The sequence below is a fragment of the Nocardia sp. NPDC050435 genome (assembly GCF_040655395.1).
GTDB lineage: Bacteria > Actinomycetota > Actinomycetes > Mycobacteriales > Mycobacteriaceae > Nocardia.
In genome coordinates, this window is sequence record NZ_JBFAJW010000013.1 from 37925 (window position 1) to 64496 (window position 26572).

The 26572-nt window shown below is 69.3% G+C and carries 28 protein-coding genes; 4 read left to right on the forward strand and 24 right to left on the reverse strand.

Annotation, left to right across the window (positions count from 1 at the left end; all coding sequences use genetic code 11):
• Positions 1–4: 4 nt before the first annotated feature.
• The 13 genes from AB0I43_RS33415 to rpsP all read right to left on the reverse strand — a co-directional run bounded on the left by AB0I43_RS33415 (position 5) and on the right by rpsP (position 11497).
• Positions 5–1435: a YifB family Mg chelatase-like AAA ATPase gene (locus AB0I43_RS33415; protein ID WP_357433323.1), complete on the reverse strand. Its 1431-nt coding sequence runs from the start codon at positions 1433–1435 to the stop codon at positions 5–7.
• Positions 1435–1791, reverse strand: a complete 357-nt coding sequence (locus tag AB0I43_RS33420; RefSeq protein WP_356980191.1) for a YraN family protein — start codon at positions 1789–1791, stop codon at positions 1435–1437. The genes AB0I43_RS33415 and AB0I43_RS33420 overlap by 1 nt, the downstream gene beginning before the upstream one ends.
• A gap of 99 nt (positions 1792–1890) precedes the next feature.
• Positions 1891–2196 (reverse strand): DUF2469 domain-containing protein, encoded by a 306-nt coding sequence (locus tag AB0I43_RS33425; RefSeq protein ID WP_011210678.1) that lies wholly within the window; start codon positions 2194–2196, stop codon positions 1891–1893.
• A gap of 67 nt (positions 2197–2263) precedes the next feature.
• Entirely contained in the window at positions 2264–3028 is a 765-nt protein-coding gene (locus tag AB0I43_RS33430) for a ribonuclease HII (protein ID WP_356980189.1), read from the reverse strand.
• 41 nt (positions 3029–3069) lie between these two features.
• Entirely contained in the window at positions 3070–3861 is a 792-nt protein-coding gene (gene lepB, locus AB0I43_RS33435) for a signal peptidase I (protein WP_356980188.1), read from the reverse strand.
• An 83-nt stretch (positions 3862–3944) separates the two neighbouring features.
• Positions 3945–4286, reverse strand: coding sequence for a 50S ribosomal protein L19 (rplS, locus tag AB0I43_RS33440; RefSeq protein ID WP_356980186.1), 342 nt, complete (start codon positions 4284–4286; stop codon positions 3945–3947).
• 175 nt (positions 4287–4461) lie between these two features.
• On the reverse strand, positions 4462–5349 hold the full coding sequence (locus AB0I43_RS33445) for a hypothetical protein (RefSeq protein ID WP_356980184.1): 888 nt from the start codon (positions 5347–5349) through the stop codon (positions 4462–4464).
• Between the two features lie 32 nt (positions 5350–5381).
• A complete protein-coding gene (locus tag AB0I43_RS33450; protein ID WP_357433357.1) occupies positions 5382–7715 on the reverse strand; it encodes a Tex family protein in 2334 nt (777 codons plus the stop codon).
• Between the two features lie 132 nt (positions 7716–7847).
• On the reverse strand, positions 7848–9491 hold the full coding sequence (locus AB0I43_RS33455) for an AMP-binding protein (RefSeq protein WP_357433325.1): 1644 nt from the start codon (positions 9489–9491) through the stop codon (positions 7848–7850).
• A 95-nt stretch (positions 9492–9586) separates the two neighbouring features.
• Entirely contained in the window at positions 9587–10270 is a 684-nt protein-coding gene (gene trmD, locus AB0I43_RS33460; protein WP_356980180.1) for a tRNA (guanosine(37)-N1)-methyltransferase TrmD, read from the reverse strand.
• 22 nt (positions 10271–10292) lie between these two features.
• A complete protein-coding gene (gene rimM, locus AB0I43_RS33465; protein WP_357433327.1) occupies positions 10293–10817 on the reverse strand; it encodes a ribosome maturation factor RimM in 525 nt (174 codons plus the stop codon).
• Positions 10818–11060 carry an RNA-binding protein gene (locus tag AB0I43_RS33470; RefSeq protein ID WP_163822793.1) on the reverse strand — a complete coding sequence of 81 codons (243 nt, stop codon included), beginning with the start codon at positions 11058–11060 and terminating at the stop codon, positions 10818–10820.
• Positions 11060–11497: a 30S ribosomal protein S16 gene (rpsP, locus tag AB0I43_RS33475; RefSeq protein ID WP_356980176.1), complete on the reverse strand. Its 438-nt coding sequence runs from the start codon at positions 11495–11497 to the stop codon at positions 11060–11062. Before rpsP ends, AB0I43_RS33470 begins: the two co-directional genes overlap by 1 nt.
• Positions 11498–11758: 261 nt before the next feature.
• Here rpsP and AB0I43_RS33480 point away from each other — a divergent pair, with 261 nt between their 5' ends.
• Positions 11759–11917, forward strand: coding sequence for a hypothetical protein (locus AB0I43_RS33480; protein WP_357433329.1), 159 nt, complete (start codon positions 11759–11761; stop codon positions 11915–11917).
• Here AB0I43_RS33480 and AB0I43_RS33485 read toward each other — a convergent pair whose 3' ends face one another.
• From AB0I43_RS33485 to AB0I43_RS33500, 4 genes are all read right to left on the reverse strand, one after another.
• Entirely contained in the window at positions 11918–12472 is a 555-nt protein-coding gene (locus AB0I43_RS33485) for a dihydrofolate reductase family protein (protein WP_357433331.1), read from the reverse strand.
• 212 nt (positions 12473–12684) lie between these two features.
• Positions 12685–13668, reverse strand: a complete 984-nt coding sequence (locus AB0I43_RS33490) for an LLM class F420-dependent oxidoreductase (protein WP_357433333.1) — start codon at positions 13666–13668, stop codon at positions 12685–12687.
• 61 nt (positions 13669–13729) lie between these two features.
• Positions 13730–14830 (reverse strand): amidohydrolase family protein, encoded by a 1101-nt coding sequence (locus AB0I43_RS33495; protein ID WP_357433335.1) that lies wholly within the window; start codon positions 14828–14830, stop codon positions 13730–13732.
• A gap of 59 nt (positions 14831–14889) precedes the next feature.
• On the reverse strand, positions 14890–15813 hold the full coding sequence (locus AB0I43_RS33500; protein ID WP_356980170.1) for a LysR family transcriptional regulator: 924 nt from the start codon (positions 15811–15813) through the stop codon (positions 14890–14892).
• A gap of 72 nt (positions 15814–15885) precedes the next feature.
• Between AB0I43_RS33500 and AB0I43_RS33505 the strand changes: the two genes are divergently transcribed.
• Entirely contained in the window at positions 15886–16089 is a 204-nt protein-coding gene (locus tag AB0I43_RS33505; RefSeq protein ID WP_357433337.1) for a hypothetical protein, read from the forward strand.
• Positions 16090–16131: 42 nt separating this feature from the next.
• On the opposite strand, the gene ffh is transcribed toward AB0I43_RS33505, so the two are convergent.
• The 6 genes from ffh to ftsY all read right to left on the reverse strand — a co-directional run bounded on the left by ffh (position 16132) and on the right by ftsY (position 24112).
• Complete coding sequence (gene ffh, locus AB0I43_RS33510) at positions 16132–17700, reverse strand: signal recognition particle protein (protein ID WP_356980168.1); 1569 nt, start codon at positions 17698–17700, stop codon at positions 16132–16134.
• A gap of 141 nt (positions 17701–17841) precedes the next feature.
• The gene (locus tag AB0I43_RS33515) at positions 17842–18156 is read right to left on the reverse strand and encodes a hypothetical protein (protein WP_356980167.1); all 315 of its coding nucleotides are present in this window, start codon (positions 18154–18156) and stop codon (positions 17842–17844) included.
• 116 nt (positions 18157–18272) lie between these two features.
• Positions 18273–20675, reverse strand: coding sequence for a [protein-PII] uridylyltransferase (locus tag AB0I43_RS33520; RefSeq protein ID WP_357433339.1), 2403 nt, complete (start codon positions 20673–20675; stop codon positions 18273–18275).
• A gap of 86 nt (positions 20676–20761) precedes the next feature.
• Positions 20762–21100 (reverse strand): P-II family nitrogen regulator, encoded by a 339-nt coding sequence (locus tag AB0I43_RS33525; RefSeq protein ID WP_040868325.1) that lies wholly within the window; start codon positions 21098–21100, stop codon positions 20762–20764.
• A 4-nt stretch (positions 21101–21104) separates the two neighbouring features.
• Positions 21105–22472 carry an ammonium transporter gene (locus AB0I43_RS33530; protein WP_357433341.1) on the reverse strand — a complete coding sequence of 456 codons (1368 nt, stop codon included), beginning with the start codon at positions 22470–22472 and terminating at the stop codon, positions 21105–21107.
• Between the two features lie 257 nt (positions 22473–22729).
• Positions 22730–24112: a signal recognition particle-docking protein FtsY gene (ftsY, locus tag AB0I43_RS33535; protein WP_357433343.1), complete on the reverse strand. Its 1383-nt coding sequence runs from the start codon at positions 24110–24112 to the stop codon at positions 22730–22732.
• A gap of 157 nt (positions 24113–24269) precedes the next feature.
• On the opposite strand from ftsY, the gene AB0I43_RS33540 reads away from it, so the two are divergent.
• Positions 24270–24659 (forward strand): DUF2237 domain-containing protein, encoded by a 390-nt coding sequence (locus AB0I43_RS33540; RefSeq protein ID WP_209889680.1) that lies wholly within the window; start codon positions 24270–24272, stop codon positions 24657–24659.
• Between the two features lie 65 nt (positions 24660–24724).
• Here AB0I43_RS33540 and AB0I43_RS33545 read toward each other — a convergent pair whose 3' ends face one another.
• Positions 24725–25501 (reverse strand): helix-turn-helix domain-containing protein, encoded by a 777-nt coding sequence (locus AB0I43_RS33545; RefSeq protein WP_357433345.1) that lies wholly within the window; start codon positions 25499–25501, stop codon positions 24725–24727.
• 114 nt (positions 25502–25615) lie between these two features.
• On the opposite strand from AB0I43_RS33545, the gene AB0I43_RS33550 reads away from it, so the two are divergent.
• Positions 25616–26512, forward strand: a complete 897-nt coding sequence (locus AB0I43_RS33550) for an NmrA family NAD(P)-binding protein (protein WP_357433346.1) — start codon at positions 25616–25618, stop codon at positions 26510–26512.
• The last annotated feature ends 60 nt before the right edge of the window (positions 26513–26572 follow it).

The window sequence follows — 26572 nt, forward strand, 5'->3', positions numbered from 1 at the left end:
GCGTCTATGACGTCCAGGCGACTCGGATGGCGCGGTCGGCGCCGCGGGCGGAGAGGCGGCCCAGGCGGAGGCCGGATTCGACGGGGGCGAGGGCTTCGGGTGGGAGGGGGAAGCGCTGGCGGAGGAGGTGGCCGGGGACCTCGGCGTTGGTGGTCCAACCGACCTGGTGCCAGCGGTGTTTGGCGCGGGCGCGGGCCTCGGCGACGCGGGCTCGGACGACGGCGCTGGTTTCCGCTGTGTCGGCGGTGAGGGAGGCGCCGGCGTGGCCGCGCATCTGGACCCAGATGTCGATGCGGTCCATCAGGGGGCCGGACAGCCTGCCGAGGTAGCGGCGGCGGGCCATGGGCGGGCAGATGCAATCGATGTCGCGCGCGGGCGCGCAGGGGCACGGGTTGGCGGCGAGGACGAGCTGGAAGCGGGCGGGATACCGGGCGACGCCGTCACGGCGCGCGATGCGCACCTCGCCCTCCTCCAGCGGGGTGCGCATGGCCTCCAGGATCTTGCTGCCCACCTCCGGGGCTTCGTCGAGGAACAGGACGCCGCGGTGGGCGCAGCTCACCGCGCCGGGCCGGGCCAGCCCGGACCCGCCGCCGACCATGGCCGTCGCGGAGGTGGAGTGGTGCGGGGCGACGAAGGGCGGCATGGTGATCAGCGGGTGCGCGTCGGTGAGCAGGCCCGCCATCGAGTGGATCGCGGTGACCTCGAGCGCCTCGGATTCCGACAGCGGCGGCAGTAGGCCCGGAAGACGCTGCGCCAGCATGGTTTTCCCGATTCCCGGCGGCCCAGTGAGCAGCAGGTGGTGCCCGCCCGCGGCGGCCACCTCCAGGGCCCACCTGGCCTCCTCCTGGCCCACGACCTCGCTCAGATCGCCGCCGACCGGCGCGGCGACCGGTAAGGCGCCGCCGGGCTCGAGCAGCGGGCCTTCACCACGCAACCACAGGACCACCGAGCGCAGGCTCGCCGCGCCGAGCACTTCGATCCCGTCGACCAGCCCGGCCTCGGCCAGCGCCGGTGCGGGCACCACGACCGTGGGCCACCCGGCGTTGCGCGCGGCGATCACCGCGGGCAGGATGCCGCGCACGCGCCGCAGCCGCCCGTCCAGCGCGAGCTCACCGAGCACCACGGCCTTGGCCAGGCGCTCGGAGGGCACCGCTCCGGCGGCGTCCAGCACCGAAACCGCCAGCGCGAGATCGTAAACGCTGCCGACCTTCGGCAGGGTGGCGGGCGACAGGGCCAGCACGACCCGCCCGTCCGGCCACTTCTCCCCGGAGTTCGCCACCGCCGAGCGCACCCGGTTGCGGGATTCCTGCAGCGCGGTGTCGGGCAGGCCGACCAGGTGCACCGAGGGCAGGCCCTGACCGATATCGGCTTCGATCTCGACCAATTGCCCGTCTACGCCGGTGACGGCGACGGAGTGCGCGCGACCGAGCGGCATCAGAACACCGCCTCGAGATGGTCGATCTCGGACTTGCGGCCGGGCAGCAGGAGCACCGAGATGACATCGAACCGGACCCAGCGATACGCGGTGTCGTGCTCCTTGAGCCACAGCAGCGCCAGGGTGCGGATGCGGCGGCGCTTCTGATAGGTGACCGACTCCGCGGGGATGCCGAAACCCACGCCGCGCCTGGTCTTCACCTCGATGAACGCGGTGACCCGCGCATCGCGGGCGATCAGATCCAGTTCGCCGTAGCGGCACCGCCAGTTCCGGCCGACGATCTCCCACCCGGCCGACTGCAGATACCGCGCCGCCAGCTCTTCTCCGTGTGCGCCGAGCGCCTTGTTGTCCGTCACCCCCTCAGCGTGCGGGTGCGCGGGATCATGCCCGTCGAGGCGACCTGCGGAAACAGAAAACCTGGGGACAACCGTGCGGCTGTGGACAACTCACCGTGGCTACTCGGGCAGCCGCAGGTCGGGCTTCTCCAGCTCTTCGATATTGACGTCCTTGAACGTGATCACGCGGACGTGTTTGACGAAGCGCGCCGGGCGGTACATATCCCACACCCAGGCATCGCTCATCCGCACTTCGAAGTACACCTCGCCGTCGGCGTTCTGCGGCCGCAGCTCAACGGAATTGGCCAGGTAGAAGCGACGCTCTGTCTCCACCACGTACGAGAACTGGCCGACGATGTCCTTGTACTCGCGATACAGCGAGAGTTCCATCTCGGTTTCGTACTTCTCGAGGTCCTCGGCACTCATCGGGTGGAAGTCCTCCTAATTCGCGGTCCAAAAGTAGACACTGCCCGGGCGGCGTCGTTCGAGCACATCATCTCGCATGGACCGTGCCGCTAGCCACTCGGCCTTGCTGGGGATCCTCGGCGAGCACCGCGTCGGCCAGCTCCAGCGCCGGATCGACGGGCACGAGCCCCGCCATTTCGCGCACATTGCGCCAAGAGCGCCGGTGCTCGCTGCTGGGCCCCAGCCGTTGCAAAGCCTCGGTGTGCTCGGGCGTGTTGTAGCCCTTGTGCGCGGCGAAACCGTAACCGGGCAAGCGCCGGTCGAGATCGACCATCATCCGGTCCCGGGTGACCTTGGCCAGGATGCTGGCCGCGGCGATGCAGGCCGCCGCGGCGTCGCCCCCGATCACCGGCAGCGACGGTGCGGGGATGCCGGGCACCCGGAAGCCGTCGGTGAGCACGTAGCCCGGCGTCTGCCCGAGCCCGGCGACCGCGCGGCGCATGCCCTCGATGTTGGCGACGTGGATGCCGATGGAATCGATCTCCCAGGCCGGGATGACCACGACCTCGTAGGCCAGCGCCAGCCGCTGGATGATCGGGAAGAGCTCCTCGCGGGTGGCCTCGGTGAGTTTCTTGGAATCGTCGAGCCCGCCGAGCCGGTCGTAGGCCTTCGGCGCGAGCAGGCACGCGGCCACCACCAGCGGCCCCGCACAGGGGCCGCGGCCGGCCTCGTCGACCCCGGCCACCGGGCCGAGGCCGCTGCGGATCAGCGCCGCCTCCAGGGTGCGCAAACCGCCCGCCTTGCGCATCACCACGCGCGGCGGCCATATCGTGCTCCGGCTGTACCCCACCATCCAATTATCCTGCCGCCGCACGCTTTCAGTTCGCCAGGGGGTCAATTCACCTGCGGATCGACCGAACTGACCGGTCCGATCCGGCTCGGCGGCCAGATCTTGAACACCGCTTTACCACGCACGTTGTCGACCGGGACGGTGCCCTGCAGCGAATCCGAGACGTGCGCGCGGGAGTCCGCGGACTGGTCGCGGTTGTCGCCCATCACCCACAGGTTGCCCTCGGGCACCTTGATCGGGCCGAAGACGCGACCGGCCGGGTAGCTGGCGTTCTGCTTGCCGGCGAACCACGGGTAGTCGTTCTTCACGTACGGCTCGTCCAGCGGCTTGCCGTCGACCAGGATGCGGCCCTCGGCGTCGCAGCACTGCACGGTCTGGCCGCCGATCGCGATGACGCGCTTGACCAGATCGTTCTCGTCCGGCGGCACCAGACCGAAGAAGGAGAAGAAGTTCTGCACGCCGCGAACGGCGGTGTTCTCCGAGCGGATCGACTGGTAACGGGTGTTCCAGGACGGCGGGCCGACGAAGACCACGACATCGCCCGGCTTCGGATCGCCGAAGTAGTAGCTGATCTTCTCGACGTAGATGCGGTCGCCCACGCAACCCGGGCAGCCGTGCAGCGTCGGCTCCATCGACTGGGAGGGGATCACGTACGGGCGGCCGACGAAGGTGACCATCAGCGCCGCGATGACGGCCGCGATCACGATGAGGATGGGCAGTTCCTGCCAGAACGGCCGCTGCTTCTTGGTCTTCTTGGCGCGCCTGGACCTCGGAGCCCGCTCTACACCATCATCATCCGCACCCGACACCGACACCGACCCACTTTCGTCTGCCACGCCGAACAGAGTAGCCCGGCACCCTGTGTGACGGCGGGTACCGGGCTACGAAGTTCTGTTGTGGCGAACGAGTCGCTACAAGATCAGCGCTTTTCCTTGATCTTGGCGGCCTTACCGCGCAGGTCGCGCAGGTAGTACAGCTTGGCGCGACGGACGTCACCGCGGGTCACGACATCGATGTGGTCGATGTTGGGGCTGTGCACCGGGAAGGTGCGCTCGACGCCGACGCCGAAGGAGATCTTACGAACGGTGAAGGTCTCGCGGATGCCGCCGCCCTGGCGGCGGATGACCACGCCCTTGAAGACCTGGACGCGCTCCTTCGAGCCTTCGATGACCTTCACGTGCACGTTCAGCGTATCGCCCGGGCGGAAATCCGGGACGTCGCTGCGCAGCGACTTTTCGTCGAGGAAGTCGAGGGTGTTCATTTTCATCCTTTGTGATGTTTGCGCGAACAGAGGACCCTGGCGGCATTCCCTGCGTGTGGACGAGGGCGCGCGACCGGTTCATGCTCCGAATAAGGGGTGCTCCCGGGACAGAGATCTCCCCAGGGCAACCCGTGTATTGTGCCAGACCCCCGGGCGGCCGGAAAAATCGGCCCGGTCAACGCTCGGATTTGTGCTCCGGCGCGAACAGCGAGTGCTCCGGGGAGAACAGCGGGTGCGGATGCGGCGAGGGCGGCGCCGGCACCACCTTACGGGCCAGCTCCGCCTCGGCGGCCGTGCGGACGTGCTCGACGTCGGGCTTGCCCGCGATCAGGTCCTGAATGAAGATCTTGGCCCGGATCACCGGCCGCCGATAGCGGCGTTCCCGCACGATGGCCCGGTACATCAGGCGGCGACGCTCGCTGTAGCGCCAGCGTGCCCACGGCGCACCCGGCCGGCTCAGCCGCAGCGCGCCGATCCACAGCAGCGGCGGGAAGAACATGCCGAACAGGCCGGTCCAGATCTTGCCCTTGGCGATGACGATCGCGGCCAGGGCCAGGTTGAACAGGGAGAACACCGCGGCGACGGCCTTGGCGTCGGGCCCGATAGAACTGCGCACGTCGCCGATCTCCAGGAACGAGAGCGGATGGAACCCGAGCAGCAGCAGACCCGTCACCGCGAGCGCGACGAAGACCGCGTCCACCGAGGTGCGGCCCTGCTTCTCCCAGTACACGTCGCGCAGGTAATAGATGAGCGCGAACTCGTCGAGCACGAGCGCCGCGCCCACGCCGAAGCTCGCCGCGAACAGCGCGCCGACCGGTTCGGAGGCGCTCTCGTAGACCGCGATCAAGCCCAGCCCGGACCCCAGGACCAGCACCACCCCGATCACCATGTGGTGGATGTGGGTGTCACCGGCCCGCAGATTGCCGGGCCACCAGCGCACCTGCGCCCGGATCAGGCGGACGCTGACCCGGATGAACAGGAATCCGACGATGAACCCGAGCAGGAAGCACAGCAGCGGCAGGCGACCCTGCGCGATCACATCGTTCTCGAGCCATCTGCGCATGGCCGCCCACCAACCTCCTGACTGTTATCGCCCTACTGGCCGAAACCCGCCCGGCGCAGCGCGTCCGCCATGGAACCGCTGGGTGCGGGGGCGTTGCGCCGCTGATTGCCCTGGTTGCGGCCCTGCTGCTTGCCCTGACCATTCTGCCGCTGCCGGTTGTCCTGGCCGGACTGGCCACGCGGACCGCCGCCGCGATTTCCGCCGCCGCGCTCGGGCTTGGCGGCGCCGCCCGGTTCGTCGTCCAGGCGCAGCGAGAGCCCGATGCGCTGGCGGGCCACGTCGACCTCGAGCACCTTGACCTTGACCACGTCACCGGACTTCACGACCTCGCGCGGATCCTTGACGAAGTTGTGCGACATCGCCGACACGTGCACCAGGCCGTCCTGGTGCACGCCGACGTCGACGAACGCGCCGAAGGCGGCCACATTGGTGACGACGCCCTCGAGCACCATGCCGGGCTGCAGATCGGCGACCTTCTCCACGCCCGCGGCGAATTCGGCGGTCTTGAACTCCGGGCGCGGGTCCCGGCCGGGCTTCTCGAGCTCGGCGATGATGTCGGTGACGGTGGGGACGCCGAACTTCTCGTCGGTGAACTTGTCGGCGCGCAGCGAGCGCAGCACGCCGGTGTTGCCGATCAATTCGGTGACGCCGCTGCCCGTCTGCTCCAGGATGCGCCGCACCACCGGGTAGGCCTCGGGGTGCACCGCGGAGGTGTCCAGCGGGTCGTCGCCGCCGCGGATCCGCAGGAAGCCCGCGCACTGCTCGAAAGCCTTGGGGCCCAGGCGCGGCACCTCCAGCAGCGCTTGGCGGCTGCGGTAGGACCCGTGCTGATCACGATGGGCCACAATCGATTCCGCGACCGACCCGGTGATGCCGGACACGCGCGAGAGCAGCGGCACCGAGGCGGTGTTCACATCGACACCGACCGCGTTCACCGCGTCTTCCACCACCGCGCCCAGCGAGCGGGCCAGCAGCGTCTCGGACACGTCGTGCTGGTACTGGCCGACGCCGATCGACTTCGGATCGATCTTCACCAGTTCGGCGAGCGGATCCTGCAGGCGGCGCGCGATGGACACCGCGCCGCGCAGCGAGACGTCCATATCGGGCAGTTCCTGGGAGGCGTAAGCCGAGGCCGAATACACCGAGGCGCCCGCCTCCGACACCACGATCTTGGTGGGCTTGTTCTCCGGAATCCGCGAGATCAGCTCGGTGGCGAGGGCGTCGGTCTCGCGCGAGGCGGTGCCGTTGCCGATGGCGATGAGCTCCACGTTGAACCGGGCCACCAGCGCACCGAGCACGGCCAGCGACTTCTCGGTCTGGCCCTGCGGCTTGTGCGGGTAGATGACCTCGGTGGCCACGGCCTTGCCGGTGGCGTCGACGACCGCGACCTTCACGCCGGTGCGGTAGCCCGGATCCAAGCCCATGGTGGTGCGGGTGCCGGCCGGCGCCGCGAGCAGCAGATCACGCAGGTTGTTGGCGAAGACGTCGACCGCGTCTTTCTCGGCGGCCTGTCGCAGCCGCATGCGGGTGTCGATTCCCAGGCTGACCTGAAGTTTGGTGCGCCAGGCCCAGCGGACCGTGTCCAGCAGCCAGCTGTCGGCAGGACGGCCCTGGTCGGCCACGCCGAACTTGACCGCGATCCGGCCCTCGTAGACCGAGCGCGTGCCGGGCTCCAATTCCTCTGTCTCGGAATCGAGTTGGACGCTGAGCACCTCCTCCTTCTCCCCGCGCAGCAGCGCCAGGATGCGGTGCGAGGGCAGCTTGGTGAACGGCTCGCTGAACTCGAAGTAATCGGCGAACTTCGCGCCCGCCTCCTCCTTGCCCGGGCGCACGGCCGACTTGATCTGGCCGCGGTTCCACATCAGCTCGCGCAACTCGCCGACCAGGTCGGCGTCCTCGGCGAACCGCTCGACCAGGATGGCGCGGGCACCGTCGAGCTGCTCGGCGGTGTACTGCGCCGGATCGGTCTCCGGGTCGGTGATCAGAGCGTCGGCGACCGGCTCGTGGCCCGCCTCGCGGGCGATCTGGGCCTTGGTGCGGCGCTTGGGCTTGAACGGGAGGTAGATGTCTTCCAGGCGGGCCTTCGTCTCGGCCGTCATCAACTGCCCGAGCAGCGCGTTGTCGAGTTTGCCCTGGCCCTTGATGGATTCGATGATCGCGCCGCGGCGCTCGTCCAGTTCGCGCAGGTAGCCCAGGCGCTCGTCGAGCTGCCGCAGCTGCGCGTCGTCGAGACCGCCGGTGACCTCCTTGCGGTAGCGCGCGATGAACGGCACGGTCGAGCCGGCGTCGAGCAGCTCCACGGCGGCCCGGACCTGGGTCTCGCGCACCCCTAGTTCGTCGGCGATGCGGCGGCCCACGCTGGCCAGGGGGGCGGTGCTCGCGGCGGTCGTCTCGGTGCTGTTCGTCGCTGAACTGGCGATCTCGGGCGCTGTCGTCACGGCCGCCAACACTACCGCCGCCGACCGACATGCCGCCGACCCCTGGGTGAACCCTTGCCCTTACGCACCCGCTCCCGGGGCCGGGACCAGCGCCTTCGCCAGTTCCCGCATCTCGGCCTTGCGCACTTTCCCGGTGACCGTCATCGGGAATTCGTCCACGATGTGGACATAGCGCGGAATCTTGAAGTGCGCCAGCTTGCCCGCGCAGAACGCCCGGATCGCGTCCGCGTCCACCGGGGCGGCGCCCTCGCGCATCCGCACCCAAGCCATCAGTTCCTCACCGTATTTCGCGTCCGGCACGCCGATGACCTGAGCGTCCAGAATGTCGGGGTGGGTGTAGAGGAACTCCTCGATCTCGCGCGGGTAGATGTTCTCGCCGCCGCGAATGACCATGTCCTTGATCCGGCCGGTGACCGCCAGATAACCGGCCTCGTCCATCACGCCGATGTCGCCGGTGTGCATCCAGCGGGCGGCGTCGATCGCCTCGGCGGTCTTGTCCGGCTGGTCCCAGTAGCCGAGCATGACCGAATAGCCGCGGGTGCACAGCTCCCCCGGCTCGCCGCGCGGCACCGTCAAACCCGTTGCGGGGTCGACGATCTTGACCTCGAGATGCGGAAGCACCCGGCCGACCGTCTCGGTGCGGCGGTCCAGGCCGTCGTCACGGCGGGTCTGGGTGGAGACCGGCGAGGTCTCGGTCATGCCGTAGCAGATGCAGACCTCGGTCATGCCGAGCCGGTCGATGACGCGCTTCATCACCTCGACCGGACACGGCGAGCCCGCCATGATGCCGGTGCGCAGGCTCGAAAGGTCCGGCGCGGCACCGACGTCGAGCTCGCCGAGCATGGCGATGAACATCGTCGGCACGCCGTAGAGCGAGGTGCAGCGCTCGGTGGTGACCGCCGCCAGGGTGGCCGCCGGATCGAAGGCGGGGGCCGGAATCACCACGGCCGCGCCATGACTGGTGGCGGCGAGATTGCCCATCACCATCCCGAAGCAGTGGTAAAAGGGCACAGGCAGGCAGATTCGGTCCTGCTCGGTGTATCCGCACAGTTCGCCGACGAAATAGCCGTTGTTCAGGATGTTGTGGTGGCTGAGCGTCGCGCCCTTCGGAAACCCGGTTGTGCCGGAGGTGTATTGGATGTTGATCGGATCGTCGGCGGACAGCGTCGCGGCGATATCGGCCAGTCGGGGGGCGTCGATCTCGTAGCGCGCCAGCACATCCCAGGCGACGGTACCCAGGATCAGCACCTGTTCCAGCCCGGGACAGTGCGGCCGCACCTGCTCGATCATGGTGACGTAGTTCGAGGTCTTGAATTCGGGCGCGGCGATCAGCAGTCGCACCCCCGCCTGCCGCAGCACGTATTCCAGTTCGCTGGTGCGGTAGGCCGGATTGATGTTGACCAGGATCGCGCCGATCTTCGCGGTCGCGTACTGCACCAGGAACCATTCCGCGCAGTTCGGCGCCCAGATGCCGACCCGGTCGCCCTTGTCGATGCCGAGCGCGGTCAGGCCGGTGGCCAGGGAATCGACGGTGACGGCGAGTTCGCGATAGGTCCAGCGCCGGCCGGAGGGCACGTCGATCAGGGCTTCCCGGTTCGGATACGCGGCCACCGCGCGATCGAGATTGCCGCCGATCGTGTCGCCGAGCAGGGGCGCGTCCGAGGTACCGGACGCGTAGCTGGGTAGTCCAGGTAGGACTGGCATGAAATCGATCTCCTCCGCGACTGTCGCTGTGTCCCCAACATGATGTGGGTCACAGCGTCGCGGCACCACCCCTGAATGGGGGTGGGCGGCCGGGCTCAGTCCGGCGGGAGCAGATCCGGGCGGCGTTCGCGGGTGCGGTGCAGCGACTGCTCGTGCCGCCAGGCATCGACCTTCGCGTGATCGCCCGACAACAGGATGGGCGGCACCTCCAGGCCGCGCCAGGACACCGGGCGGGTGTAGCTGGGGCCTTCCAGCAGGCCGTCGGAGAACGAATCCTCTTGGTGCGACTGCTGATTGCCCAGCACGCCGGGAATGAGCCGGACGAACGCCTCGGTCATCACCAGCACGGCCGCCTCCCCGCCGATCAGGACGTAATCCCCGATGCTGACCTCTTCGACGCGGACCCGGCGGGCGGCGTCGTCGAAGACGCGCTGATCGATGCCCTCATAGCGGCCGCACGCGAAGACGATGTGCGATTCGGTGGCCCAGCGTTCGGCGGTGCGCTGGGTGAACGGGACGCCCGCCGGGGTGGGAACCACGAGCAGCGCGTCGTCCGGGCAGACCTCGTCCAGGGCGTCGCCCCAGACGGTCGGCTTCATGACCATGCCCGGGCCGCCGCCGTACGGGGCATCGTCGACCGACTTGTGCACGTCGTGGGTCCAGCGGCGCAGATCGTGCACGTCGACCGAGAGCAGGCCCTTGTCGATCGCCTTGCCGAGCAGCGCGGTGCGCAGCGGTTCGAGATACTCCGGGAAGATCGTGACCACGTCGAGTTTCATCGGGCCTCCAGTTCGAGTTCCGCTACTCGGGATCGAGCAGACCCTCGGGCGGATCGATGACCACCAGCCGGTCGGCGATCGACACCGTCGGCACGATGGCGGTGACGAACGGGATCAGGATCTCCCGCTTGTCCTCGGCCGCCTGCACCGACAGCAGTTCCCCCGCCGCGGAATGCAGCACTTCCCGGACCGTGCCGACGAGCGTGCCGTCGGTGAGCTGGACGGTCAGGCCCTCCAGCTCGTGGTCGTAGTACTCGTCGGGATCCGCCGACGGCGGCAGGTCCTCGCTGTTCACGAAGAACAGCAGCCCGCGCAGCGCGTCGGCGGCGGTGCGATCCCTCACGCCCGCCACGAACACCAGAAGCCGGCCCGAGTGCTCCCGGGCCGACTCGATGGTGAAGTCGCGAACCTGCTTGTCCCGCGGCAACCGGCCCCGCAGGGTGTTGCCGACGGCGAACCGGGCCTCCGGCTCGTCGGTGCGGACCTCGACGACGAGTTCGCCGCGCACACCGTGCGACTTGGCGACCCGCCCTACGACGAGTTCCATCTAGGCGTCGGTGTCGACCACGTCGACGCGGATGCCCCGGCCGCCGATACCGGCGACGAGGGTGCGCAGCGCGGTCGCGGTGCGGCCACCGCGGCCGATGACCTTGCCCAGATCCTCGGGGTGCACGTGCACCTCGACGGTGCGCCCGCGCCGGCCGGTGATCAGCTCGACACGGACGTCATCGGGGTTGGCGACGATGCCGCGCACGAGATGTTCGACGGCATCGGCCACGACGGCCGACATTACTCGGCGGCTTCGGTGGCGGGCGCCTCGGCGGCGGCCTCGGTCTCCTTGGACTTCTTCTTCTTGGCGGTGACAGCCTCGGCGACCGGCTCGTTGTCGGCGGCGGCCAGGGCGGCGTTGAACAGGTCCAGCTTGGACGGCTTCGGGGCCTTCACCTTCAGGGTGCCCTCGGCGCCCGGAAGGCCCTTGAACTTCTGCCAGTCGCCGGTGATCTCCAGCAGACGCTGCACCGACTCGGTCGGCTGCGCGCCGACGCCCAGCCAGTACTGCGCGCGCTCGGAATCGATCTCGATGAAGGAGGGCTCTTCCTTCGGGTGGTACTTGCCGATGGACTCGATGGCGCGGCCGTCACGACGGGTACGCGCGTCGGCGACGACGACGCGGTACTGCGGGTTGCGGATCTTGCCCATACGGGTCAGCTTGATCTTCACAGCCATGGCTGATCTGCCTCTTTCAGTAGGTTGGTCACGGCGCAATTCAGCGACCCGCACGGTCTGCGAGCCCGGTTTCACGCTTGGAGTGTGTGACCGCCGCGCGGTACGTAACCGGAGACGGGCTGACACTTGTCCTTCGAAGGACGAGGGTTCATTCTGCCAGACCGGTTCACCGAGCCGGAAATCGGTCGCCGAGCGGGCGCAGCATGCCGTGATCTGCGCCATACCGGAAACCGGATGGCGGCGGCGAACGTAGAAATAGGCATGGGGATCTTCCGTCGCAAGAACAAGCGCCGTTCCGGCCGCGGCAGCGCGATCGATCACGGCGTCGGTGAGGCCGCGCTCGCCGCGGGCGAGGCACTGCCGTGGGTGTTCCGAATGGTGGGCGGCGCGGTGCGCGGGCTGCTCAACGCCCTGAACTAGCTACGCCAGGCGGTAGCGCAGCAGCATCACACCCGACCGGAACTGCTTGCTTTCGGTAAGGCGCAGTTTCGGCAGGTCCACGCCGTCGGCGAAGAGCCGGGCCCCGCGGCCCAGCACCACCGGGTAGACGAACAGCCGATACTCGTCGACCAGCCCCGCGGCGATCATCGCGTGCACCAGCTGGATGCTGCCCGTGCACACGATGTCCGCACCCGGCTGTTGCTTGAGCGCGCGCACGCCGTCGAGGTCGCGCAGGATCGTGGAGTTCTGCCACTGCGGATCGGTCATCGACCCGGAGACCACGTACTTCTGGATCTGATTCAGATCGTCGGTGATACCGGTTTCGTCGTCGTCCTGGTGCGGCCAGTAGCCGCGCATCTCCTCGAACGTCACCCGTCCGAACAACACCGCGTCGCAGGCGGCGGTGTGCGCGGCGAGCTCGGCCAGGATGTCGGATTGGTCGGCGGCGGCGTCGTTGCCGACGGTGAACCAGCCCGCGGCCGCGTCGATCACGCCGTCCACGGTGATGTTCTCGGTAACCACGAGATCTCGCATCGGTTTCCCCTTCGAGTCGGAAACTGCCTTTCGATTGATGACGTGGCGGGACAGCGGAATTCATCGTTGCGCTGGTGACAGCGCTTTACCGTGCGGGGGTCGCATGCGGATCACCGAAGTCGGTGTCATGGCGGTCGGCCGTCATCGATCTTCGATCAGGCGCGCACCTGGTTCCTCAGCGGGCGGCTGGTCGATGATCGGACGAACGTAGCTCAGCGCACCAGGGGCGCCAGGGTGCGGCCGGCGAGATCGACGGCGCCCGGTTCGTGGCCGTTGGTCACCATGTTCACGATCAAGCCCTGGACGCCGTGCGCGAGCACGCGGGAGCGCAGCTGGTCGACGACTTCGTCGGGGGCGCCGGCGAATTGGCGATCGGCGGGTGATTGCCGGCGCTGCTCGGCGCTGAGTGCGGCGAGATCGACGCCGTTGGCGCTGAACAGATCCTGTTGCTGCTTGCGGGCGCGCTCGCCGTCCTCGTCGAGGATCAGGAAGGCGAGGTAGCTGACCTCCAGCGTTTTCGGATCCCGGCCGATCTCCGCGCAGCGCTGGTGCAGCGCGTCCATCTTGCGCGGCAGATCGGTGGCGTTGCAGATGATGTTGAGGTGGTCGGCGTAGCGGGCCGCCAGGGCGAAGGTCTTCTTCTCGCCACCGCCGCCCAGCAGAATCGGCAGATCGTCGCGGACGCGGGGCTCGTTCATCGCGTCGTCGGTGTGGTACCACTCGCCGGAGAAGGTGGAGTGCTCGCCGCGCAGCATCGGGTGGATGATCTGCAACGCCTCGTCCAGGCGCCGGAAGCGGTCACCGAAGGTGCCGAACTCGAAACCGTAGGACTTGTGCTCGAGCTCGAACCAGCCCGCGCCGATCCCCAGCACGGCGCGGCCGCCGCTCACCACATCCAAAGTGGTGACGGTCTTGGCCAGCAAGGCGGGGTTGCGATAGGTGTTGCCGGTGACCAACGCCGAGAGCTGGATACGCTCCGTCGCCGCGGCCAGCCCGCCCAGGGTGGTGTAGCTCTCCAGCATCGGGTCATCGGGCGTACCGATACCCGGTAGCTGGTAGAAGTGATCCATCACGAAGACGGTGTCGAAGCCCGCGGCTTCGGCTTCCCGGGCCTGTGCCACCACAGTCGGGAACAACTCACGAACCGGCTGCCCATAGCTGAAGTTGGGCATCTGATAACCAAGTCGGATAGCCACCTCCTCGACGGTACGCGCCGTGGGCGCACCCGCGCGGGTGATCTTTTGTGAACAGTGTGCGTCAGCGGTGGCCGGTGACCGGGTTCGGGGACTTGACCACGCGCCCGCGCAGGACCACCCATTGCGGGTTGGTGAGGATCGCCGGGTCGGTGCGTGGGTCTTGTTCGTACACAACGAAATCGGCGGGCGCGCCGGCTTCGATCGACGGGCGGCCCAGCCAGGTGCGGGCATTCCAGGAAGCCGCGCCGAGGGCGTCGTGCGGAGACAGACCGGCACCGGCCAGGGCGGTGATCTCGTCGGCGATGCGGCCGTGCCGGATGGAACCCCCGGCGTCGGTGCCCGCGTAGATCGGGACGCCCGCGTCGTGGGCGTTGGCGACGGTGCCGCGGACGCGACGGTGCAGGTCGCGCATGTGGGCGGCGTAGGTGGGGAACTTGCCCGCGGAATCGGCGATCTCGGGGAAGGTGTCGATATTGATCAAGGTGGGGACCAGGGCGGTGCCGTGCCGCACCATGAGCTCGACGGTGTCGTCGGTGAGGCCGGTGCCGTGTTCGAGGCAGTCGATGCCCGCGGTGATCAGGCCGGGCAGGGCGTCCTCGCCGAAGACGTGCGCGGTGACGCGGGCGCCGTTGGCGTGGGCGGCGTCGATCGCCTCCTTCAGGATCGCGTCGCTCCACAGCGGGCGCAGGTCGCCGACCGAACGGTCGATCCAGTCGCCGACGATCTTCACCCAGCCGTCCCCGAAACGCGCCTGCTCGGCCACGATGTCGGGCAGGTCGCGTTCGTCGTCCAACTCGATGCCGAGTTCGCGGATGTAGCGTTTGGGCCGGGCGATGTGGCGGCCCGCGCGGATGATCTTCGGCAGTTCCGCGTGCTCGTCGATGAAGCGCGTATCGATCGGCGATCCCGCGTCGCGCAGCAGCAGCGCCCCCGCGTCCCGTTCGGTCTCGGCCTGGGCGATCGCGCCGTCGCGGTCCTCGTCACCGCCGCCGTAGCGAATCCCGACATGGCAGTGCGCGTCCACCAGACCCGGCACGATCCAGCCTGCGCCGCACAGGGTTTCGTCCCCCGCCCCGGGTTCGAACGACACGATGCCGTCGCGCACCCACAGGTCACGCACCTCGCCTTCGGGAAGAACCACACCACGCAGATGCACAGCCACCTCCAAGACGTCGTCGGCGACCTCCAACCTACCGGCCCCGCGGCGCGGCGGAGGTGCGGTCAGGGTATTGCCGTGATGTCGGTGCGGGCGCGGCAGATGGCGCGGATGGCGGTCAATCCGGCGGTGATGGCGGGGTGCGCGCTGCTGCCGCGGCGGACGAAGGCGACGTGGCGGCGGGTGGGGGCGGAGGGGCCGTGCAGGGGGATGCGGACAACGGCGTGTTCGCTGGGGAGGTAGGCCAGGCGCGGAATCAGGCTGACGCCGAAGCCGCGGGTGACCAGAGCGGAGATGCCGATCCAGTCCATGCCGCGATGAACGACGCGCGGCGTGAAACCGGCTGCGGCGCAGGCACTCAGCTGGAGCTGGCAGTGCGCGACGCGGTCGGGCGCGCCGATCCAGTCCTCCTCGGCGGCCTCCAGGAGTTCGATGCCGGTGCGGCCGGCCAGCCGGTGGCCGGCGGGAACGAGCAGGTCCTGGGGTTCGTCGGCCAGGGGATGCTGCTCGAAGCGCGGGTCGGCCGGGGACGGACCGTCCGCGGCGGGGATGACGACACCGATGTCGGTGTCGCCCGCGAGCAGCAGATCGAAGCAGTGGCGGCTCTCGTCCTCGTTGATCTCCAGGGCGAGGCGCGGATGGTCGGCGCGCAGGCGGGCCGCGGCGGGCGCGACCAAGGCCACCATCGCCGTGGGCATCGCGCTGATGCGCAGCACGCCGGTAAGGTCACCGCGCTCGGTGGCCAGTTCGGCGCGGGCCCGCTCGGCGTGCGCGAAGAGTTCGTCGGCGTGGCGCAGCAGAGTGTGGGCGGCGGGGGTCAATTGGACCCGGCGGCCGAGCTGTTCGAGCAGCACGACATCGAGATCGTGGGCGAGCTGGCGCAATTGCTGCGACACCGTCGAGGGCGTGAGGTGCAAGGCCGTCGCCGCGGCGGTCACCGTGCCGTGTTCGCGCAGCATCCGCAGGGTGTGCAGCCGCGGGTCGATCATGTAGTCATTCAACACGATTCAGTGCGAAATCTTTTGATGGATTCGCATATCCCGACGTCGAATACTTCAGTCATGCCCCCGCTCAACCACGGCTCCGCCGACACGACGCCCACGCGATGCCGCCGCTGCGGCCGCGTGGTCGAGCAACCCGACCCCTCGGTCTCCTGCCACCGCACTTCCGAAGGCACGATCCGCTACTCCCGCTGCACCTGCGGCATGGCCCAGATCTGGCTGCGGCCGACCGCGATCGGCCCCGCCGAGGTACTGCACCGCTGAGAACACCGCGTGCCCGGCCGCTCGGCCGGGCACGCGGGAGACCTACTTCTTCGGGAACTTCAGCTTCGAGATATCGAAACCCTCCAGCCCCGGCGGCAACTGATCCAGCCCGGGCGGCATGTCGGAGAGATCCGGCATCCCCGCGGGCATGCCGCCGGGCAGGCCGGGCATGCCCGGGAACCCGCCGCGCATCTTGGGCGGGGTCGGCCCGCGGCCGCCCTTCTTTCCCTTCTTGCCGCCCTTTTTGTTGTTGCGCCGGTTGCCGCCGGGCAGGCCCATCTGCCGGCCCATCATCGTCATCATCTTCTTCGCCTCGAAGAAGCGGTCGACGAGCTGGTTGACCTCGGAGACCTGGACGCCGGAGCCGTTGGCGATGCGCAGGCGGCGGGAGGCGTTGATGATCTTGGGGTTATCCCGCTCGGCGGGCGTCATGCCACGAATGATGGCCTGGACGCGGTCGAGCTGCTTGTCGTCGACCTGGGCCAGCACGTCTTTCATCTGGCCTGCGCCGGGGAGCATGCCGAGCAGGTTGCCGATCGGGCCCATCTTGCGGATGGCCAGCATCTGGTCGAGGAAGTCCTCGAGGGTGAGCTCGCCGCTGCCGATCTTGCGCGCGGCCTCCTCGGCCTGCTGGGCGTCGTAGACCTGTTCGGCCTGCTCGATCAGCGACAGCACGTCGCCCATGCCGAGAATGCGGGACGCCATCCGGTCGGGATGGAAGACGTCGAAATCCTCGAGCTTCTCGCCCGAGGACGCGAACATGATGGGCGCGCCGGTGATCTCGCGCACCGACAGCGCGGCGCCACCGCGGGCGTCGCCGTCGAGCTTGGTGAGCACCACGCCGGTGAAGCCGACGCCGTCGCGGAACGCCTCGGCGGTGTGCACCGCGTCCTGGCCGATCATGGCGTCGAGCACGAACAAGGTCTCGTCGGGCTGCACGGCGTCGCGGATGCCCGCGGCCTGCGCCATCAGTTCGGCGTCGATGCCGAGGCGACCGGCGGTGTCGACGATGACGACGTCGAACTGCTTGGCCCGCGCCTCTTCGACACCGGCGCGCGCGACCTCGACCGGATCGGCCGCGGAGATGCCGAGCGGGTTCTCGCCGCCGCCGACGGAGGTGCCGGGATGCGGCGCGAACACGGTGACGCCCGCGCGCTCGCCGACGACCTGCAGCTGCGTGACCGCGCCCGGGCGCTGCAAGTCACAGGCCACCAGCAACGGCGTATGCCCCTGGCCCTTCAGCCATTTCGCGAGCTTGCCGGCCAGGGTGGTCTTACCGGAACCCTGCAGACCGGCCAGCATGACGACCGTCGGCGGGGTCTTGGCGAAGGTGATGCGCCTGGTTTCGCCGCCGAGGATGCCGACGAGTTCCTCGTTGACGATCTTGACGACCTGCTGCGCCGGATTCAGCGCCGCGGAGACCTCCGCGCCCTTGGCGCGCTCTTTGATCTTGGCGATGAAACCGCGCACCACGGGCAGCGCGACGTCGGCTTCCAGCAGTGCGAGCCGGATCTCGCGACAGGTGGCGTCGATGTCGGCCGGTGACAGACGCCCCTTACCGCGCAGATCCTTGAGGGCACCGGTTAGCCGGTCGGACAGTGATTCGAACACCGATCGCGCTCCTGAATCTCGAGGGGACGTCTTTATTTCTTTCCCAAGCGTAATCGGAGAATGCGCGTGATCGTGCACGGGGATTGGGCAGGACAAAGCCCCGCCGTTGCGGATGCGCGGGCGGGGCTGCCGGAACCGGGGTCAGCTGAGCGAGCGGCGGCGCGGTTTGGCGGTCTTGCGGTAGTCGTGATTCTCCGCACCGACCATGAAGATCGCCTCCCGGCCGGTGAGGCCGAGCTCCAGCGCCAGATCGTCGAGCAGGGCGTAATCGGCGTCGGTGGGCGTCTCGGTGCAGGCGGCGGTCACGGCGATCGTCATGGCGGTAACCGCCTGCTGGCCGGTGAGGGTTCGCCCGGGTAGCCAGGAGACGACCCAGCGGTCTCCGCCGACACAGCGCGCCATGTGCGTTGTCTCGTTGCTCGTCATCATCGACGCCGAAACGACCTCAATTGCCACCGACCACTCCCCTCATGCTCGCGATAGCCAGACGCTCTGATACTAGGTCGCTGGACACACCCCTGCCTACGGGTTCTAGCAAATAGCGTGCAACGGTTTGATAGCGCGGGCCGAGATCAGGTGGTGCTCGTCACTTCCGGCTTCTTCGGGGCGGGCCTCGGGACGACCTCGAGCACGGCCTTCTCGATGCGCGCCCGGCGGCTCGCGCCGTCGTCGGGGCCCAGGTCCAGGCAGAACGCGTCCACCACCGCCGAACCCATGGTCACCACCTTGGCCCAGCGCACATTGGCCTCGCAGGCCGCGAACGCGGTGGCCAGCCGGCTGAGCAGCCCGATGCGATCCTCGGCGCGCAATTCCAGCAGCACCTGCCCCGGCGTGCTGGTCGAGGACCAGATCAGCCGTGGTTCCGCCTGCGCGAAGGGCTTCGGGCCGATCGCGGCGTCGCGCTCGCGCTTGGCCAAGAGCGCGGGCAGATCGAGATCGCCCGCGATCGCCCGGATGAGTTCCTGGCGCAGCAGACCCGGGTCCGGCGGATCGCCGAACTTCGGCGAGACCACGAAGGTGTTGATCGCCGACTCCCCCGCCCCGCCGACCGCCGCCGCCAGCACCCGCAGCGAGTGCAGGGCCAGCACGCCCGCCGAATCCGACAGCAGCCCCGGACTGTCCGGCGCGATGACGGTGACGGTGTAGGTGTATTTGCCGTCGGCCGGCCGCAGGTCGACGTGCACGCCGCCGGCCTCGGCCTTGGTCAGCAGTTCCGCCGCGATCGGCTCCGGCACCGGCAGCGCCTCGCCGGTCAGCACCAGGCGACAGCGCCGGACCAGATCGCCGATCAGCGACGCCTTCCAATCGCCCCACACCCCGGGCCCGGTGGCCAGCGAATCGGCTTCGGCGAGGGCGTGCAGCAGTTCCAGCAGCTGGATGTCGCCCTCGAGCGCGTCGACGACGTACTGCACGGTGTCCGGGTCGGCCAGGTCGCGGCGGGTCGCGGTGTCGGGCAGCAGCAGATGGTGGCGCACCATCGCCGAGAGGGTCCGCACGTCCTGCGGCCACAGACCCAGTCGCCGGCCGATGTGGGTGGCCAGTTCCGCGCCGACGACGCTGTGGTCCCCGGCTCGGCCCTTGCCGATGTCGTGCAGCAGTGCGCCCAGGGCCAGCAGGTCCGGGCGGGCCACCCGGGTGCTCAGCGCGCTCGCGTACGCGACCGTCTCCATCAGGTGGCGGTCGACGGTCCAGGTGTGCATGGCGTCGCGCGGCGGAAGATCGCGCACCGCACCCCATTCCGGCAGCAGCCGGCCCCACAGCCCGGTCCGGTCCAGGGCCTCGATCGCGTTGATGACGCCGCGACCGGAGCCGAGCAGGACGAGCAGATCGTTGAGCGCGTCCTTGGGCCAGGGTTCGCGCAATTCGGGCGCGTCCTCGGAGAGCCGGTTCAGCGTGGTCGCCGACATCGGCAGTCCGGTCTGCGCGGAGGCCGCGGCGACGCGCAGGATCAGCCCGGGATCGCGCTGTGGTCGCGCGTCCCGGGCCAGCACCACCTCGCCCGCGTGCTCGACCACCCCCTCATCGAGTGGTCGTCGCACCGGCATCCGGCGCAGCCGGGCCAGGCCGCGCCGGGGTAGCGCGTTGGCGGCGGTGCGCAGGCCGACGTCGACCGAGTAGCTCACCGTCCGGGCGGAGTCGCTCAGCGTGCGGGCCAGATCGAAACGGTCGCCGATGCGCAGCGCGCCGCCGATCTCGTCCGCGTCCTGGGCGCGCAGCTGATCGCGTGCTCGCCCGGCGACGCGATGCAGCTCCGTGCGAACATCCAGCAAACGTCGGTGCGCGGTCTTCAGACCGCCACCCGGCACGTCCGGACCGAGCCCCGGCATGGCGTCGGTCAGCTGGGCGATAGCCAGCGCGTCCAGCAACTGGATGTCGCGCAGCCCGCCGCGCCCGTTCTTCAGATCGGGCTCGGCGCGGTGGGCGATCTCGCCGCTGCGCTGCCAGCGGGCCTCGGCCTGGGCGATCAGCTCGTCGAACCGGCCGCGAATGCCGGTGCGCCACTCCCGGCGCACCCCGCCGATCAGCAGCGTGCTCAGCGCGGCGTCCCCGACGATGTGCCGGGCCTCGAGCATGCCCATCGCGGCGATCAGGTCGTCGGCGGCGACCCGCAGGGCCTGCGGAACCGTCCGCACGCTGTGGTCGAGCTTGATGTGGGCGTCCCAGAGCGGGTACCAGAGCTGATCGGCGACCTCGGCGACCCGGGCGGGGTCGACGTCGTCGTGCAGCAGCACCAGATCCAGATCCGAGTACGGCAGCATCTCCTTGCGCCCGAGCCCGCCCACCGCGACCACGGCCAAGCCGCTGTCGGCGGTGATCCCCAGCTCCTGGCCCTTGGTGGTCAGCCAGAGTTCGTAGAGATCGACCAGCGCGGCGCGCAGCGACTCGGTGTCCAGCCGCGGGTTCCTGGGCAAGCCCCCTTCGAGCAGTTGCTTCCGTGCCGCGACCAGATCGGCCGCACCATTCGACTGAACCACAACCCACCACCCGTTCAATGCGGGCGGCCCCGCCCCGACCGGCTGAACCGGAAGGAGCGAGGCCGCCGCTCGATTGTCGTACGGAATTACAGAGCGTCGGTACCGCGTTCGCCGGTCCGGACCCGGATGATCGACTCGACCGGGGTGACCCAGACCTTGCCGTCACCGATCTTGCCGGTGCGCGAGGCCTCGACGATCACCTCGACGACCTTGTCGACCGAGGCGTCGTCCACGACGACCTCGACCCGGACCTTCGGCACGAAGTCGACGGAGTACTCGGCACCGCGGTAGACCTCGGTGTGCCCCTTCTGCCGCCCGTAACCCTGCACCTCGCTGACGGTCATGCCGAGCACGCCCGCCTGCTCGAGGCCGCTCTTGACGTCCTCCAGCGTGAACGGTTTCACGATCGCGGTGATCAACTTCATGTCGTCATGCCTCCTTGACGAGCGAGCTCGGGACCGAGCTGGCCGAGCGTGCCGTGCCACCCACAGCAGCGAAATCGTATGCGGTTTCCGCGTGCTCGGACTCGTCCAGGCCCGCCGACTCGCTCTCCTCGCTGGCTCGCAGCCCGATTGTGAACTTGATGATGTAGGCGATCACAGCGGTCGCGACCAGCGAGTACGCGAGGACGGCGAACGCTCCGACGGCCTGCAGCTTCAACTGCTCGATGCCTCCACCGTAGAACAAGCCCTTGACCGCCGCCGGAGCTTCCTCGGTCGCGACCAGGCCGACCATCAGGGTGCCGACCAGACCGCCGACCAGGTGCACGCCGACCACGTCGAGCGAGTCGTCGAAGCCGAAGCGGAACTTCAGGCCGACCGCCAGGGCGCACAGCGCGCCGGAGGCGACGCCGATGGCGATGGCGCCGACCACGTTCACCGAGGAACAGGCCGGGGTGATCGCGACCAGGCCGGCCACGATGCCCGAGGCCGCGCCGAGCGAGGTGGCGTGGCCGTCGCGCAGCTTCTCCACCAGCAGCCAGGCCAGCATCGCGGCGGCGGTGGCGATCGTGGTGGTGAGGAAGGTCGCACCGGCGATGCCGTTGGAGCCGACCGCCGAACCGGCGTTGAAGCCGTACCAGCCGAACCACAGCAGACCGGCGCCGAGCATCACGAAGGGCAGGTTGTGCGGCCGGAACGGCGTCTTCGGCCAGCCCTTGCGCTTGCCCAGGACGATGGCGAGCACCAGACCGGCGACACCGGCGTTGATGTGCACCGCGGTGCCGCCCGCGAAGTCGATCGCCTTGAGGTTGTTGGCGATCCAGCCGCCTTCCTCACCGGTGATGCCGTCGAAGGCGAAGACCCAGTGCGCGACCGGGAAGTAGACCACGGTGGCCCAGACGCCCGCGAAGAGCAGCCAGGAGCCGAACTTGAGGCGGTCGGCGACCGCACCCGAGATGAGGGCGACGGTGATGATCGCGAACATCAGCTGGAAGGCCGCGAACACCGACAGCGGAACCGTGCCGGCGATCGGGACGGCCGCCGTGGTGGCGGGCTCGCTGGTGGCCAGGTACTGGCCGCCGAAGATGCCCTTCAGGCCGAAGTACTGGCCCGGATCGCCGATCAGGTTGCCCTTGTCCTCGCCGAAGGCGATCGAGAAACCGTACAGCGACCACAGGATGGTGATCAGGCCCATGGCGCTGATGCTCATCATGATCATGTTCAGCACGTTCTTGCTACGGACCATGCCGCCGTAGAAGAACGCTAGTCCGGGTGTCATCAACAGCACGAGTGCTGAGCTGGTCAGCATCCATGCGGTATCACCGGCGTCCGGTGCGCCGATTGCGGGAAATGCCACCTTGAAGTCCTCCTCATCTCGGGCCCAGCCGACCAACGGCGAAATGGACCTGAACAGAAAGGTTCCTCACTCGGTGTTTCGTCTGGCGTGCCGCGAGGTTTCGCGTGCGTGAACGGATGCGCCAGTTGTGTTGCGTCTACGTTTCGTGCCGCCGACCACTGGAATAAGTCCTGGTGTGAGGCCTGAAGAGCGGCAAACCATCGGTTATGGGACAGCAACGGCCGGGCGGTCGCACCGCCCGGCCGTTGGATGACGTGTCAGCCCAGCAGCGCGTCGACGAAGGCGCCCGGCTCGAACGGAGCCAGGTCGTCCGCGCCCTCACCCAGTCCGACCAGTTTCACCGGCACGCCGAGTTCGTGCTGCACCTGGAAGACGATGCCGCCCTTGGCGGTTCCGTCGAGCTTGGTGAGCACGACGCCGGTGATGTCGACCACCTCGGCGAACACCCGCGCCTGCATCAGGCCGTTCTGGCCCACGGTGGCGTCGAGCACCAGCAGCACCTCGTCGACCGCGGCCTTCTTCTCCACCACGCGCTTGACCTTGCCGAGCTCGTCCATCAGGCCGGTCTTGGTGTGCAGGCGGCCCGCGGTGTCGATCAGCACGACGTCCACGCCGCGGTCGATGCCCGCGGTGACCGCGTCGAAGGCGACGGCGGCCGGGTCGGCGGCCTCCTTGCCGCGGACCGTCTCGGCGCCCACGCGATCGCCCCAGGTCTGCAGCTGGTCGGCGGCGGCGGCGCGGAAGGTGTCGGCCGCGCCGAGCAGCACGCGGCGGCCGTCGGCCACCAGCACCCGGGCGAGCTTGCCGGTGGTGGTGGTCTTTCCGGTGCCGTTGACGCCGACGACCAGCAGGATCGACGGGTGGTCGTCGTGCGGCAGGGCGCGCACCGCGCGGTCCAGTTCCGGGCGCAGGGCCTCGATCAGCACCCGGCGCAGGATGGCGCGGGCCTCCTCGGGGCTGCGCACGCTGTGCGCGGCGATCTCCTCGCGCAGGCGGCTCACCACGGCGGCGGTGCTGGCGGTGCCCAGGTCGGCGAGGACCAGGGTGTCCTCGATCTCCTCCCAGGAGTCCTCGTCCAGGTCGCCGGCGCCGAGCAGGCCCAGCAGGCTCTTGCCGACCGCGTTCTGGGACCGGCTCAGCCGGCCGCGCAGACGGAACAGCCGGCCTTCGGTCGGCTCGATGTCCTCGCGCGGGCCCGCCGGGGCCTCGACGGACTCCGGCGTCTCGACCACCTCGACCGTTTCCACGGTCTCGACGGTTTCCACGGTGTCGGGTGCCTCGACGACCTCGGCCGTCTCCACCGACTCGACATCGGCCTCGGGCAGCCGGACATTGGTGATGCCCCGCTTCGGGGCGTCGCGCGGGATAGCCGCGTCGTCGCCGACGTGCGGCTGCCCCTCGTCGTCGGTGCGCTCCAGCGGGACCGGTTCCAGGGTGGAGGTGCCGCCGCCCTGGCTGAAGCTGAATCCGCCCTGGGCGGTGTAGCCGCCGGACCGGTCGGTCACCTCCTTGTCCGGGGTCGGCGGCGTCAGCGATACACGGCGTCGCTTGTACCGGACGGAACCGGCGACCAGCACCACCAGCAGCAGGGCGGCAATCGCGGCGATCAGAATCCAGGCTTCGGCACTCACGGGCACCATCCTTGCAGAACACCGACACGCCGCCGATGAGGCATAACCGGACGAGTCCGGCAATCCGCGGTCGCGTCGCAGGCAGCGGGCGGTTGCGCACCGGACGCCACCAGCGAGATTTCTTGTCCTGCGGAACTTCTCGCGAACTGACAATAGGATCGGCAGCGTGACCGACCGAAACGTGCTTGGGGGGCCGCTGGAAGAGTGCGGCGCCGATCCTGTGACCGGCTTCTACCGGGATGGCTGCTGCAGCACCGGGCCGGAGGATCTCGGTAGCCACACCGTGTGCACAGTCGTCACGGCCGAGTTCCTGGAGCATCAGGCCTCCATCGGCAACGACCTCTCCACCCCGCGCCCCGACAACAATTTCCCCGGCCTGCAACCCGGCGACAGATGGTGCGTGGTCGCCGTGCGCTGGCTGCACGCCCACGAGGACGGCGTCGCGGCGCCGGTGGTGCTGGCCGCCACCCACGAGAACGCCCTGGAGGTCATCTCCATGGACATCCTGCGAAAATACGCGGTGGACGTGCCCGACGACGTCAGCGATCTGCTCTAGCCACCTGGTCCGCGAGGTCCGGTCCCGACCGGCTCCCCCCGTCCTGCCGAGGCGAATGGCCTCGGTCACACGCGTGCGGCACGACGGCGATGGGCCTTCTGGCGGCAGGCGGCGGAGCAGTAGCGGGCGGGGCGGCCGGTGGGCGGGCGGTGCAGTTCGGCCGCGCAGATGGGGCACCGCGGCGCGGCCCCCGTTTCGTTACGCGGCGGAGTTTCGTTCTGCGAGTTGGAGTCCGGCGGGAGTTTCGTTACGGAGGCCGGGGCGGCGGTGGCGCGCAGCGCGTCGAGCACCAGTGCCGCGCCGCGCACCAGGCGGCGATCCGGGCGCTGATACCGCTGGATCGCAACGCATCCGGTGAAGACGTCGAGCACGTCGGCGAGGGTGATGTCGGCGCGGACGGCGCCGTCGCGCTGCGCGGCGACCAGCAGCGCTTCCATCGCGCGATGGAAGCGCGCGCCCGCGCTCTGGATCAGGGCGCGCGGCCAGCCGTCACTGGATTGCACGACGTCGCAGAGATCCTGGTTGCCCGGGGTGGAGGCGATCACCTCCGTGCACACCGCGAAGAAGGCGGCGCCGGGATCGGGCGCGTGCAGATGATCGGCGGCCAGGCGGGCCAGCCGGTCCACCCGCTGCTGCATGACCGCTTCCAGCAGATCGGATTTGGTGGGGAAATGCCGGTAGACGGTGCCCGCGCCGACCCCGGCGCGGCGTGCGATCTCGGCCAGTGACACCGACATGCCGTGCTCGCCGAAGGCCTGGTGCGCGGCGGCCAGCACGAGGGCGCGGTTGCGCTTGGCGTCGGTGCGGGAAACGGGGCCGGGAGCGGCGGGCGCAGTGGGCATTTCGTTACGGCCTTCCATTTTCGTGCCTGGTCGAGCGGGATGGTGCACCCGTATGGTCCGAAAGCGGGTCGACCGACCCGATTGTATCGAGTTCTCCCCAGGAGCAGGCAGCGCATGTCCTTCCCGCAGCACCCGATTCTCGTCAGCACCGCCACCGGCAAGCAGGGCAACGCCACCGCGCACCGGTTGCTGGCCGGCGGCGCCCAGGTCCGCGCGCTGGTGCGCGACCCGAATACCCCCGCCGCCCAGGCACTGTCCGCCGCCGGAGCCGAACTGGCGGTCGGCGACTTCGACACACCGGAGACCATCGACCGCGCGCTCACCGGCGTGGGCGCCGCGCTCCTGGTGCCGCCCGCCGCCTACGGCTCCGGCGGCTGGGATGTCGAACTGGAAGCGAACCGAGGCGAGGGTTTCGTGGCACGTGCCCGCGCCGCCGGGATCGACCACCTGGTCTTCACCGGTATCGCCTCGATGCGCCAGGAGGCCAACTGGGGCGCCACCGGCAAACGCCGTATCGAACAGGCCCTCCGCGACAGCGGCCTGCGCTACACCGTCCTGCGGCCGGTGCGGTTCATGGAAAACTATCTGATGCAGGGCTTTCCGGTGGACGGCATCAACGGTGGCGTGCACCGGCACCTGTTCGCCGCGGACCGTCCACTGCAGATGATCGCGGTCGCCGACGTCGCCGAATTCGCCGCCCTCGCCTTCGCCGACCCGGACCGCTTCCACGGCCTCACCCTCGAATTGGCGGGCGAGGCCATCACGCCGGTCGCGGCGGCGGAGCTGATCAGCGCGCACACCGGGGTCGCGGTGCGCTACCACGAGTACACCGAGGCCGAAGCCGAGGCCATCGGCCCGGAGATCGGGAACGTCTGGCGGGTCAGCCGCGCCAGTGAGGGCTGGCACGCCGACATCCACGCCCTGCGCGCAATCCACCCGGGCTTGCAGACCCTCGAATCCTGGCTGACGACAACCGGATCCGCGCAGATCAAGGCCCTGCCCGCGCGCTGAGTCCGCCACCCGGATCCCGCGGCGTAGGTTGGAACGGTGATCGACTCGACGTCAGGACGC